Here is a 15,016-nt window from a genome sequence, read left to right as displayed (position 1 = left end):
AGCGTAGCGTCCCCGTCACTCAGCTCTCGTTTATCTACCGATATTTCTCATCTTTAATCGTCACCGGCTCAAATGTTTTACCGGATTTCATCGCATCCAGCGTTTCTTTTTTCGCCTCTTGATCAATCCAAAATGTGCCGTATCCGCCCATAAAGCCGGCTGGGTAAAATAAGTATTCCGTTTGCTTTGTAGCAATTTCTTTCGGCAATTTCATCCAACGCCAGTAGCCTTCACGAGTGTAAGGCACCATGTAGCCGGGAATGATCACTTTGGCCTCATCAATCATTGTCTGAATTTGACGCGATAACTGATGCTTCTTACCTAAATCGAACTCGTTACGATAGTTTTCAATTAACGTCTCAAGCTCTGGCGAGGTAAAATTAGTAAAATTATTATTTTGTGGCTGATTGGCAAATTCAGCAGCGAAATACTGCCAATAAACAGGAATACGGGAAGCCGACATATCATGGAATGACAGCTGATGCTTCTTCTCTAACACATATTTGAACATGCTAGAGCCATCAATCAGGTTCAAGGTGAGATCTAAGCCGGCCAATTTGGCTTGTTCACGAAGATACGCAATTCTTGGGGTATGCGCAGGGGTGGCGTAAGTGACCGCAAAACTTAAACGCTGCCCCTTATCATTTTGACGAATACCGTCTGGGCCAATAAGAGTAAAGCCAGCTTGCTCAAAATAAGACACCGCTTGCTTAGGATCGAATTTAGGCGCTTTTATACTTGGCTCATCATAATCACCATGTCCGATACCCATTGGATTAGGCTTGCGCACATAATCATTACGCAATGTCTTTTCAATCATGCCGTCATAATCAACCGCATGCATCAACCCTTTACGGACATTAATGTCGTTAAGTAATGGCATAGAACTGTTAATCCAAATACCACCGGCTCCCACAGGGGCTTGGTTAAACGCCCACGCTTTTTGGATATAGCCTTTATCAAATAATTCACCGGTCGCTTTATCGTGCCACAGCGTTGGGCGAATCAACGGAAACGAATCAAGCTGACCTTTTTCAAAATATTTAAACGCGATGTCTGGGTCACGAATCACTTTAATGCTGATGCGATCGACATTGTAACGGTGTTGATAATACTTATTGCTGTAACCCCACCAGTCTTTAACATGCTTGAAGGTGACGGCCTTACCTTTATCAATCTTATCGATGAAATATGGGCCAACGGTTGGCTCTGGCTTAAAGTTATAACGACGCACAAAGTCATCTGCGATGCCGTCACCATTTTCATCTTTTTTAGGATTAGCATAAAAATGAGCGGGGATCGGAGACAGATTAACGTAATCCATCAATTCATCCGCATTGCGAGGCTTGGCAGATACGACAGCTATGGTATGGGGATCATAGACAATAATGTCACTGACCTCGTTGTTGTAAAAATCGTTATACCAAGGTGCCACAATATCTTTAGAGCGCATCATTTGCAGAATAAATTTGAAGTCTTCTGCGGTAACCGGTTTACCATCACTCCATTTGGCTTTCGGATCAAGCTTGAAATACACCGTTTTATGGTCATCACCAAATGCCCAAGATGACGCGATCGACGGTAGCCAATTATCCGTATTAGGGTGCTTATCCAGCAGAGCCATAGTCGAACGAGTCCAAGACGCAAACGCACCATTCGCATCCGGCCCTACGGTACGAAAGGTCTGTGGAAAGCTATCCATGTAGGTGTGATAAATGCCGCCATATTGCGCATCCGGTGAGGCAAAAATAGGATCGGATTCATTGGTTTGCCATTGCAGATTCTGTGGCAAACTTTGCGACGATGTGTCGGCATAGCTCAAACAAGAAAAACTCAAAGATGATAAAAGAGCGATACACGCTGAAAAGCCAACAGCCGATATTTTTTGGGATATGCGTTTTTTCATGGACGCTCCTTATCCAGAATTCAGGTTAATTTAAACATATTGAGTAAAGCGTTTAGGATCGAATGCTTCACGTATCGCTTCACCAATAAATGTCACCATGACTAATACGGCGACAATCGCACTCACGACCGAAATAGCAATCCAAGGGGCATCTAAATTCGATTTCCCTTGTTGTAATAACTCGCCCCAACTTGGCGTTGGTGGCATTAAACCCAAGCCCAAATAATCCAACGCGGTCAGTGCAGTAATATTCGCCACTATAGTAAACGGCGCTAAGGTGACGATCATCACCATGGTATTGGGCAAAATATGATGGAATAAAATTCGCCAGTTCGATGCGCCCAACGCTTTGGCGGCTAATGTATATTCACGCGCCTTTTCTTTATAAGTCATGGTGCGCATATACCAGGTCATGCCCATCCACCCAAACAACACATTAATAAAGGTAAACAGCATAAAGCTAGGCTGCATGATCGAGACTAAAATCATGATCACATATAAAAACGGCACCATCGACCAAATTTCAATAAAACGTTGAAAAAACAAGTCAAACTTACCGCCCCAAAACCCCATCACGCAACCGACTGTAACGCCAATCGCATAGGAAACCGCCATGGTGAGCAAGGCAAAGCCCATCGCAATTCGAAAGCCGTATAACAGACGCGCTAAGATATCGCGGCCAATGGTATCAGTCCCTAAATAATGCTGATGTTCAATACTCGGTGCTGCCGGAGGAAATTCGCTATCAAAATCTTGCTCATAAGGATTCCACGGCACTAAAGGCATCAAGACAAAACCGTCAGGATCTTTTTCTGCAATCAAGGTTTGCAGTTGTCGGTAATTAGTCTCGGATGGATACCCTAAATCAAATTGGGTACCAGGAATGACATCAGCATAGGTAGGAAAAAACCAGTCACCTTGATATTTCACCACTAAAGCGCGGCTATTCACGAACAGTTCAGCTAAAAGAGCCAAGACTAAAAGCGACGTTAAAATGATGAGCGACCAATAGCCACGTTTAATCGCCTTAAATCGCTTAATTTTCTTTTGCGTTAATGGATTGGTAAAAAATGGCCTGGTAACAAATGAAGTCGAAAACACTCTCATATCAAGCTCCAAATTTTACGCGAGGGTCAACTAACGCCACACAGATATCCGACAAAATATTGCCAATCAGCAGCATTAACGCATTAATCGCAAACAAGCCCATCACCACCGGATAATCGCGTTCCATAATCGACTCATAACCCAGCAATCCAATGCCGTTGATATTAAAGATCACCTCAATCAAAAACGATCCAGTCATGAAAAACATTAATGAATTACCAAACGAACTGGCGACAGGTATCAAGCTATTTCTCAGTGCATGACGTTTGACTGCTTGTTTAAAAGGCAACCCTTTGGCAATGGCTGTGCGCACATAATCCGCAGCGAGGTTTTCCATTAAGTTGTTTTTCATGGTCATGGTGAGCAAAGCAAAATCACCAATCAAATAACAAAATAGCGGTAAAACAGCATGCCATAACACATCTTTGACTTGTTCTGGAAAACTAAAATAATCGAAATCATCACTGACAAAACCGCCCATTGGGAACCAACCCAAGTGAAAGCTAAAGAGGCTTAATAGCAAAACCCCAATCACGTAGCCGGGCAGCGCAAAACCAACAAAAATAAAGATAGAGCTGGAGGCATCAAGCACACTGCCATGCCGTAACGCTTTAAGGTAGCCAAGCGGAATCGAAACCAAGTAACTAATTAAAAACGTCATACCTCCGTAAAAAAGCGAGACGGGTAAACGTTCAGCAATCATGTCAGTCACGGGTTCGTAATAGCGGGTGGACTCGCCCAAATCCAGTTGGACTAATTTAGTTAACCATTGCCAGTAGGCTTGCGGAATTGGCTGATCCAAACCGTAAAACTCATTGAGCTCCGCGATTTGGTCTTCAGATAAAGAATTATTACCACCATGAGTCGTGCTGGATGAAACGGTGGTGTCACCTTGCTGCATCTGCAAACTAAGCAACATACGCTCCACAGGTCCGCCGGGAACAAAGCGTGTCAGCGTAAAGATCAGTAATGTAATACCAATAAAGGTAGGAATAACGAGCAGTAGCCGTCTAAAAATATACGCTAGCATCCTATCCAGCCTGCCTTCATGACGAGATCACCCTTAAAAACCGTTTACTTTTGAATACTTAATGATTGTATACCCAAGTCACTTCAAGATGCGAGTTTCAGCCAGAATAAATCGAGTTCTAGCTCGGAAAATAAAAGATGTTCGTGTGATTTAAACAAAAAAGGCCGCTAATGCGACCTTATTCAAACCAATAGAGCTAGTTATAATCAACTGGCTCTAAGTTCAACGTACTTACGTGCCGCCAAACTTACTTAATCTCCGCCAGATACTTCGGCACATCCTTGATACTATCGAGCACCACATCGGCGAGTTGCTGCGCTTCTTCTGTTACCGCTTTGCCTGAGCGCACTAAAATTTTGTTTTTTACGCCGGCGGCAATAGCAGCGCGCATGTCATCGGCTTTATCGCCAATCATTACCGACTTGGCCATATCAATATCGAGCTCTTGTTGAGCGGAAATAAACATACCTGGCTCAGGTTTACGGCAATCGCATACCTGAGTGTATTTTTCGACAGAACCTTCTGGATGGTGAGGACAATAATAAATGCCATCAAACTCAACACCCAGATCAACAAAATTCCAATCCATCCACTCCGTCAGTGTTAAGAATTCCTGTTCAGTGTAATAGCCACGAGCAATACCAGATTGATTAGTCACTAAAACCAATAAGTAACCCAAATCTTTTAACGCTTTGGTTGCGTCAAACACGCCGTCAATATATTCAAAATCGTCCACATTGCTCACGTAACCATGGTCGACATTAATGACGCCATCACGATCAATAAAAACAGCCGGTTTAGACACAATCACACTCTCTCTGTTGGCTCTAAGCATATTTTTACACAAACTAATCGCGCTTAGAGCTGAATTCTTTAAGCGGTAATTATTGCATGCTTTGCGTTGTTGTTCATTAATATTCATCATCCATCCGAGTTTGATTCACTCATTGTAGACCCAGTTATAACTTAGATGAAGTCAGTCTTATCTGTATTGGCACTTTAGACGTCTAGACGTAAAAATACCTATTGACTTGAGAAAGCGAAAACCATAGCATCGTCTACTAAATCGCAATTACGATGCGTGTTTTCACTAAACCAGCGCTAGTTTGAAAATAGAATATACGGAACATATTACCCATTCAGGTTGTTAAATGATTGAAATTAATCAAGTCAATAAAGTGTTTTATCAAGGCAGCAAAAAGATCCCTGCCTTAATTGACATTAATCTTCATATTCCTCAAGGGGAAATCTTTGGCGTGATCGGCTCATCCGGTGCCGGTAAAAGTACGCTGATTCGCTGCGTCAACATGCTGGAAGCGCCGACGTCAGGTTCTGTATTGGTTGATGGTTTGGATCTCACTAAACTTTCTTCAAAAGAACTCAGCCAAGCACGTCGTAATATCGGCATGATTTTCCAGCACTTTAATTTGCTCTCTTCTCGCACCGTATTTGATAACGTTGCCCTTCCTCTTGAGTTAGCGAAAATCGAAAAAGCTAAAATAGAGCAACGTGTAACCAAACTACTTGAACTCGTCGGTTTGGCTGATAAACATGATAGCTACCCGGCTAATTTAAGTGGTGGTCAGAAGCAACGTGTGGCCATTGCTCGTGCGTTAGCATCAGAACCTAAAGTTTTGTTGTGTGATGAAGCCACCAGTGCGCTTGATCCCGCGACCACTAAATCCATTTTAGAGTTGCTTAAAACCATTAATAAGCAGTTGAATCTCACCATTTTGATCATTACGCATGAAATGGATGTAGTGAAAAACATCTGTGACAAAGTGGCGATCATTGGTGGCGGCCGCCTAGTGGAACAAGGCTTAGTAAGCGATATCTTTGCCCATCCGAAAACCGAGTTAGCGCAAGAGTTTATTCGCTCAACTCTCGATTTATCGATTCCAGAAGACTATAAAGCTCGCCTACAAGCCACACAAGTGGAAGGCTCTATTCCTTTAGTACGTTTAGAGTTTACCGGTGCATCGATTGATGCTCCAGTGATCAGCCAGCTTTCACGTAAATTCAATATTGATGTCAGCATTTTAAGCTCAGATATTGATTATGCCGGTGGCGTGCGTTTTGGCTTGATGGTCGCTGAGTTTTTTGGTGAAGCAGAACAAGCCGAACAAGCCATGGTTTTCTTAAAAGAACACAATATTAAAGTCGAGGTACTTGGCTATGTTTTATGATCACATCATGGATTGGTATTACGATCATCGCACCTTTCGTCTTATTTGGGGCGCAACCTGGGAAACCTTGTATATGGTGGGTGTGGCAGGGCTAATCGGTTTTATTATCGGTATTCCTATGGGCGTGGTGTTGCATGTCACCAAGAAAAATGGCCTGTTAGAAAACCGTATTCTTAATACTGTACTAGGTGCGATAGTGAATATCGGCCGCTCTGTGCCGTTTCTCGTACTCATGGTGGCGATCATTCCATTCACCACCTTATTGATCGGTAAATTCATTGGTACGACCGCGGCGATTGTGCCCCTCACAGTCGGTGCAATTCCATTTATTGCTCGATTAGTTGAAAGCGCGTTAGTTGAAGTACCAAGCGGCTTAATTGAAGCGGCGCAATCTATGGGTGCGCGCCCAATGCAAATCATCTGCAAAGTATTACTACCAGAAGCTTTGCCTTCTATTGTGAATACCATCACTATCACTCTCGTCACGCTAGTAAGTTACTCAGCAATGGCCGGTACTGTCGGCGGTGGCGGTCTAGGTGATGTGGCAATGCGTTATGGTTACCAACGTTACCAACCCGATATCATGTTTATCACGGTTGTATTACTGGTTATCGTGGTGCAAATTATTCAAATGGTAGGTGATAGAATCGCTAGCCGAGTGGATCATCGTTAAGAATAAAAATAAACCTAACAAATTATATGCCCTAGTTCGCAGGGCATATACCCAAAGTAATTGACGTTGCAGTGAGGCGACAAGTGAATGAGACCCTATGAGTTTAGCTTGTCTAAATGATTGGGGCGAATGAACGCCGTCAACAAAGCTGCAGCTTCAAGTACGAAGGGTATATCACAAAGCATTTATACATGGAGATAAGTATATGAAATTGAAAAACCTCATCAGTGCAGCAGCCGTTGCTACTTCTTTACTTCTTACTGGTGCAGCCAATGCCGCAGACAATACCATCAACGTAGGTGTTATTGCGGGCCCAGAAGCTCAAGTTGCAGAAGTTGCCGCTCAAGTTGCTAAAGAAAAATACAACCTAGATGTTAAGCTCACCATTTTCTCTGATTACATTATTCCTAACGCTGCTTTGGATGATGGTTCTATCGATCTGAATGCTTTCCAACATCTGCCTTACTTAGATAAGCAAATTAAAGACCGTGGTTATAAACTAAAACCGGTTGGTAATACGTTTGTTTACCCTATCGCTGGCTACTCGAAAAAAATAAAATCAATTGATGAGCTGAAAAAAGGCGACAGCATCGCAATTCCAAACGATCCAACCAACGAAGGCCGTGCGCTATTACTCCTTGAACAACAAGGCTTAATTAAGTTAGCAGAAGGTGCGGGCCTAGAAGCGACCCCTCTTGATATCGTAGAAAACCCGAAAAAACTGGATTTTGTTGAGCTAGAAGCACCACAGTTGCCAAACTCTCTACAAGATGTTGCTATCGCGGTGATCAACAACACATTCGCTGCTCAAAATGGTCTAACAGCTGAGAAAAACGGCGTATTTGTTGAAAGCAAAGAGTCTCCTTACGTGAACCTAATCGTAGCTCGTGAAGACAATGCAAACGATGAAAACGTGAAGAACTTTGTAAAAGCATACCAAACTGACGCGGTTTACCAAGAAGCAATGAAACTGTTTAACGGTAGCGTTGTTAAAGGTTGGTAATACAGACCTAAATCACCAAGTCATTGGAACGGAAGTTTCAAGCGAAAAGGTATACAGGCTAGTTAATTAATCGCAGATATATAAAGGGTGGAAGCATATTCCACCCTTTTTCTATGTCGGAAGCATTTTTCTATTTCAAAACCATTTTTCTATTTCAAAACAAATAATTTAAACACCACCACTCGCTATTTTTGTACCGCTTTAAACCTCGGGTTAGCTTTACAAATCACGTACAATCTTCCTTTTCTCTTGACGACCTGACAATCAGGATGACGTGACTTAGCACTCTTCAAAGACTTTAACACTTTCATTTATTTATCCCCTTTTGAAAACTGAGCAAAGCGACGATTAAAGTTTGCCACTCGACCTTCTTTCTGTATCACACGCTGTTTCCCGGTATAGAATGGATGTGAAAGAGAAGAAACTTCAATGGTAAAATACGGGTACGTTTTCCCATCTTTCCACTCAATAGTTCGATCTGTCTGTAAAGTTGAACCAATTAAAAAATATTCATCAACACTTGTGTCGTGAAATACAACAGTGCGATAGTCTGGATGGATTCCTTGTTTCATACTGATACCTTTTTGTTATAATATAACATAACAACAAGGTATCAGTATCGAGAATACTTATCAATTATAATATACAAAAAACCCTCTAACTCATCGCTAGAGGGTTTGCTTTGATGGGTAACTTACCATTATGCCTTATGGCGTGTAATAGGTTGCCGCTCCAGGGCCAACAGGGAAACCGAGAACAAATACCCATATGTAGAACAAAATACTCCATCCCACTAAGAAACACAGCGTATATGGCAGCATGGTGGCAATCAAAGTGCCAATACCAAGATTCTTAACATAGCGTGATGCAACGGCTAAGATCAGGCCAAAGTAGCTCATCATCGGCGTGATTAGGTTCGTTACTGAGTCACCAATACGGTAAGCCGCTTGAATGGTTTCAGGTGCATAACCAACCAACATCAACATTGGAATAAAGATTGGCGCGGTTACCGCCCATTGCGCAGAAGCCGAACCTATCATTAGGTTAATGAAGCCACACATGACAATGAAGGCAAAGAATAATGCTGGGCCGGTTAAGCCTATGGTTTGTAGGAATTCCGCACCGCCTACGGCAAACACTTGACCAAAGTTCGTCCATTTGAAAAATGCCACAAACTGGGCTGCGAAGAACACCAACACAATGTACATGCCCATTGAAGACATGGATTTCGACATCGCATTAATCACATCGCGGTCATTTTTCATGCTGCCTGTGACTTTACCGTAGACAAAACCTGGAATAGCAAAGAACACAAAAATAAACGCCACAATACTCTTTAAGAATGGCGAACCCGCAATTTCCCCTGTCACCGGATGACGCAACACGCCATTTTCAGGCACGATTGTCCAAGCTAATAACGCACAAACAACCAAAACCGCTAGGCCCGCCATTTTCAGGCCTTTTTTCTCTTCAGCCGTTAATGAGCCCATTTTATCTTGCGACAGATCTTCTGCTGCTTCTTCAATGCGATATTCACCCAATTTCGGCTCAACGATTTTTTCAGTCACAAACGCACCGACAATCGCGATAAAGAAGGTAGAAACAAACATGAAATACCAGTTAACTTCAGGCCCTACGGTGTAGGTGGGATCTATCATTTGGGCAGCCGATTCTGTAATGCCCGACAGTAATGGGTCAACCGTACCGATAAGTAAGTTAGCTGAATAACCACCCGACACACCAGCAAAAGCCGCAGCAAGGCCAGCTAATGGATGGCGTCCTAATGAGTGGAATAGCATCGCGGCAAGAGGAATAAGCACCACATAGCCTAGCTCAGACGCAGTGTTAGAAATGATACCGGCGAAAATCACAGTAAAAGTGACCATACGTTTAGAGGCACCCATTACCATGCCACGCATTGCCGCTGACAATAAGCCAGAATGCTCAGCAATGGCGACACCGAGCATCGCCACCAATACCGTTCCTAGCGGCGCAAACCCTGTGAAGTTTTTCACTAGGTTAGTCACAATAAGCTGTAAACCTTCGGCATTTAAAAGACTCACAACGTGAATAATACCATCAGCGGAACGACCACTCGCCCCCTCAGGACGCGGGTCAACAACTGACACACCAAAATATCCAGCGATACCGGAAGAAATCAGAATTGCGACACAGAAAATGGCAAATAAAGTGATGGGATGTGGCAATAGGTTTCCAAGATATTCAACCGAATCTAAGAAACGAGTGAAGAGTGTTTTTTTCGAGTTGTACTGCGTGCTCGAACCTTGTGTTGTCATTTGGCCCTCCTAGTCAATGATATCAGTGTGAATTAACACAGCTATAACAATTGGCCGGCAAGACTACGTGAACAAATAGAAACCTAAAAAGAATAAAATGTTAAAAATTGTAATAAAACTGGATATAAAAAACACAATAAATCCAATACGGCAAATTAGACGATTGTTTTTAAATAAGTTCACAACCAATAACACCAACCAAGATGATTGAGTTAAAATAACCATAAATGTGATCTGTCATTCCACATCGGTAGACTTTTAATCTATCAAAAGTGAGCTTGATACGGCTGAGAGTTTGTCGGCTGCGGTTATGCAGGTATGATGTCCCCATATTAATCAATCATTGAATCACCATGTCATTTGCTATTGAACCTATCGGTAAAATTCACAGCCCGTATAAAGAAAAATTTGCCGTCCCAAGGCAACCTAGATTAGCGCCCAGTGCCACAGCGCGTATTGAATTATTAGGCGAGGCTAATTCACCAGAATCTGTGCGGGGTATTGAACAATTTAGCCACATCTGGCTATTGTTTTTATTTGATCAAAACTTAGCGGCTGGCTGGAAACCAACAGTACGCCCACCGCGTTTAGGCGGCAATGAAAGGATCGGCGTGTTTGCTTCACGAGCCACATTTCGCCCCAATGGTATTGGCATGTCCGCGGTGGAATTAAAAGGCGTCACTCAGCAAGGTGGTCAAACTTGGTTGGAATTAGGCAGCGTCGATTTAGTTCACGGCACCCCTGTTATCGACATCAAACCTTATATCCCCTATTCCGATTCAATTCCCGATGCCACAGGGGGATTTGCAGAAAGTGCGCCATCAAGCATGCCTGTTGTATTTTCCACTCAAGCTCAATTGATACTCAAATCGAACCACCAATCGGATCATATTCAAGCCGTCATTGAACAGGTTTTGGGGCAAGATCCTCGTCCTGCTTATAAGAAAAACAAACCCGATAGCAAAGAATATGCGGTGCATTTATTTGATTTGAACGTCAAATTCACCATTGAGAGTGATAGTTCACCACAAATAAACGAATTTAATCGCAATTTCATCCATGTAACCTCAATAGAACGCTTTTGAGATACGGCCTGTACTGCTATTATTACGGGCTAAATTGTCGCTTTACAAAATTACGTGACAATAGAATTTATTAACCACTACACAGAAAAGCGGGTACAAAAATGCGCACCAGCAACTACCTTGTTTCTACTCTAAAAGAAACACCAAACGATGCCGAAGTGATCAGCCACCAGCTGATGCTACGTGCAGGTATGATCCGTAAACTTGCGTCTGGCCTATACACTTGGTTGCCGACAGGTTTACGTGTGTTCCGTAAAGTTGAAAATATCGTTCGTCAAGAAATCGACAACGCAGGTGCTGTTGAAACATTAATGCCCGTAGTTCAACCATTTGAATTGTGGGAAGAAACGGGTCGCTCTGAAAAAATGGGCCCTGAATTACTTCGTATTCAAGACCGTCACGCGCGTCCATTCGTGCTTAGCCCAACGGCAGAAGAAGTGATCACTAGCCTGGTTCGCAACGAAGTGAGCTCTTACAAACAATTGCCACTGAACTTATACCAAATTCAAACCAAATTCCGCGATGAGCGTCGTCCACGTTTTGGCGTTATGCGTGCACGCGAATTCTGCATGATGGATGCCTACAGCTTCGATATCGATAAAGCGGGCCTAGAAAAATCTTACCAAGCGATGCATACCGCTTACTGTAAAGCGTTTGATCGTATGGGCTTAGATTACCGTCCAGTATGGGCTGACAGCGGTGCAATTGGTGGTAACGGTTCACAAGAGTTCCACGTAATCGCTGAAAGTGGTGAAGACTTAATCGTATTCTCTACCGAGTCTGACTACGCGGCTAACATTGAAAAAGCCGAAGCGATTGAGCTAAAACAAGCGGCCGATGCCCCAACTCAAGAAATGACGCTAGTGGATACACCAAACGCCAAAACTATTGCAGAATTGGTGGAACAACACGGCTTACCAATTGAGAAAACCGTTAAGACATTATTTGTTAAAGCCTCTGACGAAGTAGAAGCACCGATCATCGCGTTAATCATTCGTGGCGATCACGAGTTAAACGAAATCAAAGCGGAAAATCTACCTCAAATCGCAGCTCCACTAGAAATGGCAACGGAAGAAGAAATTCGCGGTTTAATCGGTGCAGGCCCTGGCTCTCTTGGCCCTGTAGGTTTAGAGCTACCGTTTATTGTCGACCGCTCTGTTGCAGTCATGAGTGACTTCGGTGCAGGCGCTAATGTCGATGGCAAACACTACTTCGGTATTAACTGGGGTCGTGACGTAGCATTAGGTCAAGTAGAAGATCTGCGTAATGTCGTCGAAGGGGATCCAAGCCCATGTGGTAAAGGTACGCTGATGCTAAAACGCGGTATCGAAGTAGGCCACATTTTCCAACTAGGTTCGGTTTACTCTGAAAAAATGAACTGTAATGTACTTGGCCCTGATGGTAAGAGCGTGACGCTAGAAATGGGTTGTTACGGTATCGGTGTTTCTCGTGTGGTTGCTGCGGCGATTGAACAAAATCACGATGAAAACGGCATCATTTGGCCAGATGCGATTGCCCCATTCCAAGTGGCGATCGTTCCAATGAACATGCACAAATCTGAGCGCGTAAAAGAAGCGGCAGAAAAACTGTACGCAGAGCTAACAGCGGCTGGCATCGAAGTTCTATTTGATGATCGTAAAGAGCGCCCAGGTGTGATGTTTAAAGACATCGAACTTATCGGTATTCCGCACACGGTTGTGATCGGCGATCGCAGCATGGATGAAGGCAACTTTGAATACAAACACCGTCGTGACGGTAACAAGGTTGCAGTGGCAATGGATAACATCATTGAGCACATTCAGTCTCAAATGAAGTAATAGCAACAAAGGCGAGCTTAGGTTCGCCTTTCTTTTTCCAAGAGTAATAAATATGAAAGTCTATGATTGTTGTGATTTAGTTCGTGAACTGTACGCACTGATTGGCAGTGGCGATCAAGGTTACATTCCACAAGCCATTACTTGTGTGGTCAAAACCTTAAATGATATTGCAGCGGACGAAAACCTACCGATGCCAACTCGTGAAAAAGCCGCATTTGCCGCCGCTAATTTATTAATTTCTGATTTTGAAGATTAGGAGTAAATATGGATTTAGCCAATTTTGACAAAATGGATCCTGTGATGCTGATGAGCATCGTCAATATGAAATTGCGTGATGAATATGGTGATTTAGATAACCTAGTCAAAGCGTTTGATATTGATAAAGATGCTTTAATCGCCAAACTGGCTTCTGCAGGTTTTGATTATTTGCCAGAAGCGAAACAATTTCGTTAAAGCTCATTTATAAACTACAACGCCCGCCTGAAGTCATCACTGGCGGGCCTTGTATTAAAATACATATCGGATTCCGGTTCCAAGAATCCAACTTTCATATTGGTAAAAATCAATATTCGATAAATGCTCAGTAAAACCCGCTAAAACACCGACACCAACGCCTTGCCAGCCGAAAATATCATCATAAGTGTACGTAGCTAATAGACCAACGGCGTCATTTTCTTGGACTTTATCAAACAGAGGATGTGATTCATCGAATTTCGCGTATTGATATTTTAGAGATAACGTTAATGTCGATTGCTGATAACGTTGAAATAAAGCGATTTGCCCGGTGTATTGATTCGATGCCATTGCATCACCATTGGCTTGGTTACGTAAATACGAAAATGAACTTCTTATCAAAGCGGTTTCGGTCACCGGTGTGACGTAATACAGCTCGCCGTAATATAAGTCGCCTTCCCTATCGAGTTGTGATTGCACTTGCGATGAATACTGACTACCACTTAATTCGTCATCAATTTCATTTTTACCTGCGGCGAACTCAAGCCCTAAACCAGTATCTAAAATTTCAGAAAATTGCAGCCTTGCGCCTTTAATGGTTCTATCGGTTTCGTGTCTTTTGCTGCCAACAAGAAAAGGATCTTGCCAAGTTGTCGAACTGATCAAACCGGGAATATAAGACAATTTTATCGTACCAACTTGATCAATATGCTGCCCATAACCAACCTGTAAATGAGGTCGGCCTAGCGCAATGTCAGCGTTACTGGTTCCAATAAACACCTGATGGTTTCCACCAGTAAAGGTATAACTCAGATCGCTACTGGCAATAGGAAAAACAAAACCTTCAGTCTGTTTCTCACCATCTTCATCCAAAGAGCCAATCGTATCGTCGCCTGAATCGGCTTGCGAGTTCGATTGTGTCACACCAAACAGTAACATCGCAGAGCCAGAGAAACCCTCTTCCCACTTGCCAGCTTGTTGTGACTGAGTTTGACCATTTCCCTGCAGGTTATCTTGCGTATTCTCTTGTGCATGAGCGACAAATGCCGTCGACATCATCATGCAAAGACAAGCCATCCTGACTTTCATATCCACTCCTTGACGTTCATATCCGCTTTTTTTGGTTTTTGCTCATTTATCCAAGCCAGTACGAGAGTTTACGAATGGCGAAGGGGTTAATAAATCGATTGTTTTAATCTCACTGACAGCTCGAAAATAAAATATTGAGCCTGTCCGCAATCAACATGATGAGATTGGTTCTTTCAAAATAGAAATGAGAACTCACCCGAAAGTTAACGTTTAAAAACCGTTTTCAGACATACGATACAAATAAATCAACTACTTAATATAAGGAATTATTCATAAATTCATAGTGCATGTTACGAATTTATAGTGCTGTTACGAATTTATGGTGCTGTTACAAATTTATAGTGCATCTGATGAGTTTTCTACTACAAAA

The 15,016-nt window shown here is 42.9% G+C and carries 15 protein-coding genes; 7 read left to right on the top strand and 8 right to left on the bottom strand.

Annotation, left to right across the window (positions count from 1 at the left end; translation table 11 throughout):
• Window positions 1-34: 34 nt before the first annotated feature.
• The 4 genes from Vgang_RS03470 to gmhB all read right to left on the bottom strand — a co-directional run bounded on the left by Vgang_RS03470 (window position 35) and on the right by gmhB (window position 4,848).
• On the bottom strand, window positions 35-1,906 hold the full coding sequence (locus Vgang_RS03470; RefSeq protein ID WP_105903060.1) for an extracellular solute-binding protein: 1,872 nt from the start codon (window positions 1,904-1,906) through the stop codon (window positions 35-37).
• A 30-nt stretch (window positions 1,907-1,936) separates the two neighbouring features.
• Entirely contained in the window at window positions 1,937-3,013 is a 1,077-nt protein-coding gene (locus Vgang_RS03465; RefSeq protein ID WP_105903061.1) for an ABC transporter permease, read from the bottom strand.
• Between the two features lies 1 nt (window position 3,014).
• Window positions 3,015-4,043 carry an ABC transporter permease subunit gene (locus tag Vgang_RS03460; protein WP_105903062.1) on the bottom strand — a complete coding sequence of 343 codons (1,029 nt, stop codon included), beginning with the start codon at window positions 4,041-4,043 and terminating at the stop codon, window positions 3,015-3,017.
• Between the two features lie 247 nt (window positions 4,044-4,290).
• On the bottom strand, window positions 4,291-4,848 hold the full coding sequence (gmhB, locus tag Vgang_RS03455; protein ID WP_105903111.1) for a D-glycero-beta-D-manno-heptose 1,7-bisphosphate 7-phosphatase: 558 nt from the start codon (window positions 4,846-4,848) through the stop codon (window positions 4,291-4,293).
• A 346-nt stretch (window positions 4,849-5,194) separates the two neighbouring features.
• Here gmhB and metN point away from each other — a divergent pair, with 346 nt between their 5' ends.
• From metN to metQ, 3 genes are all read left to right on the top strand, one after another.
• Complete coding sequence (gene metN / locus Vgang_RS03450; RefSeq protein WP_105903063.1) at window positions 5,195-6,229, top strand: methionine ABC transporter ATP-binding protein MetN; 1,035 nt, start codon at window positions 5,195-5,197, stop codon at window positions 6,227-6,229.
• Window positions 6,219-6,902, top strand: coding sequence for a methionine ABC transporter permease (locus tag Vgang_RS03445; RefSeq protein WP_105903064.1), 684 nt, complete (start codon window positions 6,219-6,221; stop codon window positions 6,900-6,902). Before metN ends, Vgang_RS03445 begins: the two co-directional genes overlap by 11 nt.
• A 205-nt stretch (window positions 6,903-7,107) precedes the next feature.
• Window positions 7,108-7,905, top strand: coding sequence for a methionine ABC transporter substrate-binding lipoprotein MetQ (metQ, locus tag Vgang_RS03440; RefSeq protein WP_105903065.1), 798 nt, complete (start codon window positions 7,108-7,110; stop codon window positions 7,903-7,905).
• A gap of 185 nt (window positions 7,906-8,090) precedes the next feature.
• Here metQ and ykgO read toward each other — a convergent pair whose 3' ends face one another.
• The 3 genes from ykgO to Vgang_RS03425 all read right to left on the bottom strand — a co-directional run bounded on the left by ykgO (window position 8,091) and on the right by Vgang_RS03425 (window position 10,202).
• The gene (gene ykgO / locus Vgang_RS03435; RefSeq protein WP_105903066.1) at window positions 8,091-8,216 is read right to left on the bottom strand and encodes a type B 50S ribosomal protein L36; all 126 of its coding nucleotides are present in this window, start codon (window positions 8,214-8,216) and stop codon (window positions 8,091-8,093) included.
• Window positions 8,217-8,477 carry a type B 50S ribosomal protein L31 gene (locus Vgang_RS03430; protein ID WP_105903067.1) on the bottom strand — a complete coding sequence of 87 codons (261 nt, stop codon included), beginning with the start codon at window positions 8,475-8,477 and terminating at the stop codon, window positions 8,217-8,219.
• Window positions 8,478-8,612: 135 nt separating this feature from the next.
• A complete protein-coding gene (locus Vgang_RS03425; RefSeq protein ID WP_105903068.1) occupies window positions 8,613-10,202 on the bottom strand; it encodes an AbgT family transporter in 1,590 nt (529 codons plus the stop codon).
• A gap of 353 nt (window positions 10,203-10,555) precedes the next feature.
• On the opposite strand from Vgang_RS03425, the gene tsaA reads away from it, so the two are divergent.
• The 4 genes from tsaA to Vgang_RS03405 all read left to right on the top strand — a co-directional run bounded on the left by tsaA (window position 10,556) and on the right by Vgang_RS03405 (window position 13,557).
• Window positions 10,556-11,287 (top strand): tRNA (N6-threonylcarbamoyladenosine(37)-N6)-methyltransferase TrmO, encoded by a 732-nt coding sequence (gene tsaA, locus Vgang_RS03420; RefSeq protein ID WP_105903069.1) that lies wholly within the window; start codon window positions 10,556-10,558, stop codon window positions 11,285-11,287.
• Window positions 11,288-11,388: 101 nt separating this feature from the next.
• A complete protein-coding gene (locus Vgang_RS03415) occupies window positions 11,389-13,104 on the top strand; it encodes a proline--tRNA ligase (RefSeq protein ID WP_105903070.1) in 1,716 nt (571 codons plus the stop codon).
• A 52-nt stretch (window positions 13,105-13,156) separates the two neighbouring features.
• Window positions 13,157-13,360 carry a YaeP family protein gene (locus Vgang_RS03410; protein WP_105903071.1) on the top strand — a complete coding sequence of 68 codons (204 nt, stop codon included), beginning with the start codon at window positions 13,157-13,159 and terminating at the stop codon, window positions 13,358-13,360.
• Window positions 13,361-13,368: 8 nt separating this feature from the next.
• On the top strand, window positions 13,369-13,557 hold the full coding sequence (locus Vgang_RS03405; RefSeq protein ID WP_105903072.1) for a DUF4250 domain-containing protein: 189 nt from the start codon (window positions 13,369-13,371) through the stop codon (window positions 13,555-13,557).
• A 54-nt stretch (window positions 13,558-13,611) separates the two neighbouring features.
• Here the strand turns inward: Vgang_RS03405 and Vgang_RS03400 are convergent, their stop codons facing one another.
• Entirely contained in the window at window positions 13,612-14,646 is a 1,035-nt protein-coding gene (locus tag Vgang_RS03400; protein ID WP_105903073.1) for a DUF2860 family protein, read from the bottom strand.
• Window positions 14,647-15,016 lie beyond the last annotated feature (370 nt).

Source organism: Vibrio gangliei, from assembly GCF_026001925.1.
GTDB lineage: Bacteria > Pseudomonadota > Gammaproteobacteria > Enterobacterales > Vibrionaceae > Vibrio > Vibrio gangliei.
Note: the sequence above shows the minus strand (reverse complement) of the source record. Positions and strands in the feature narration are given on the sequence as shown.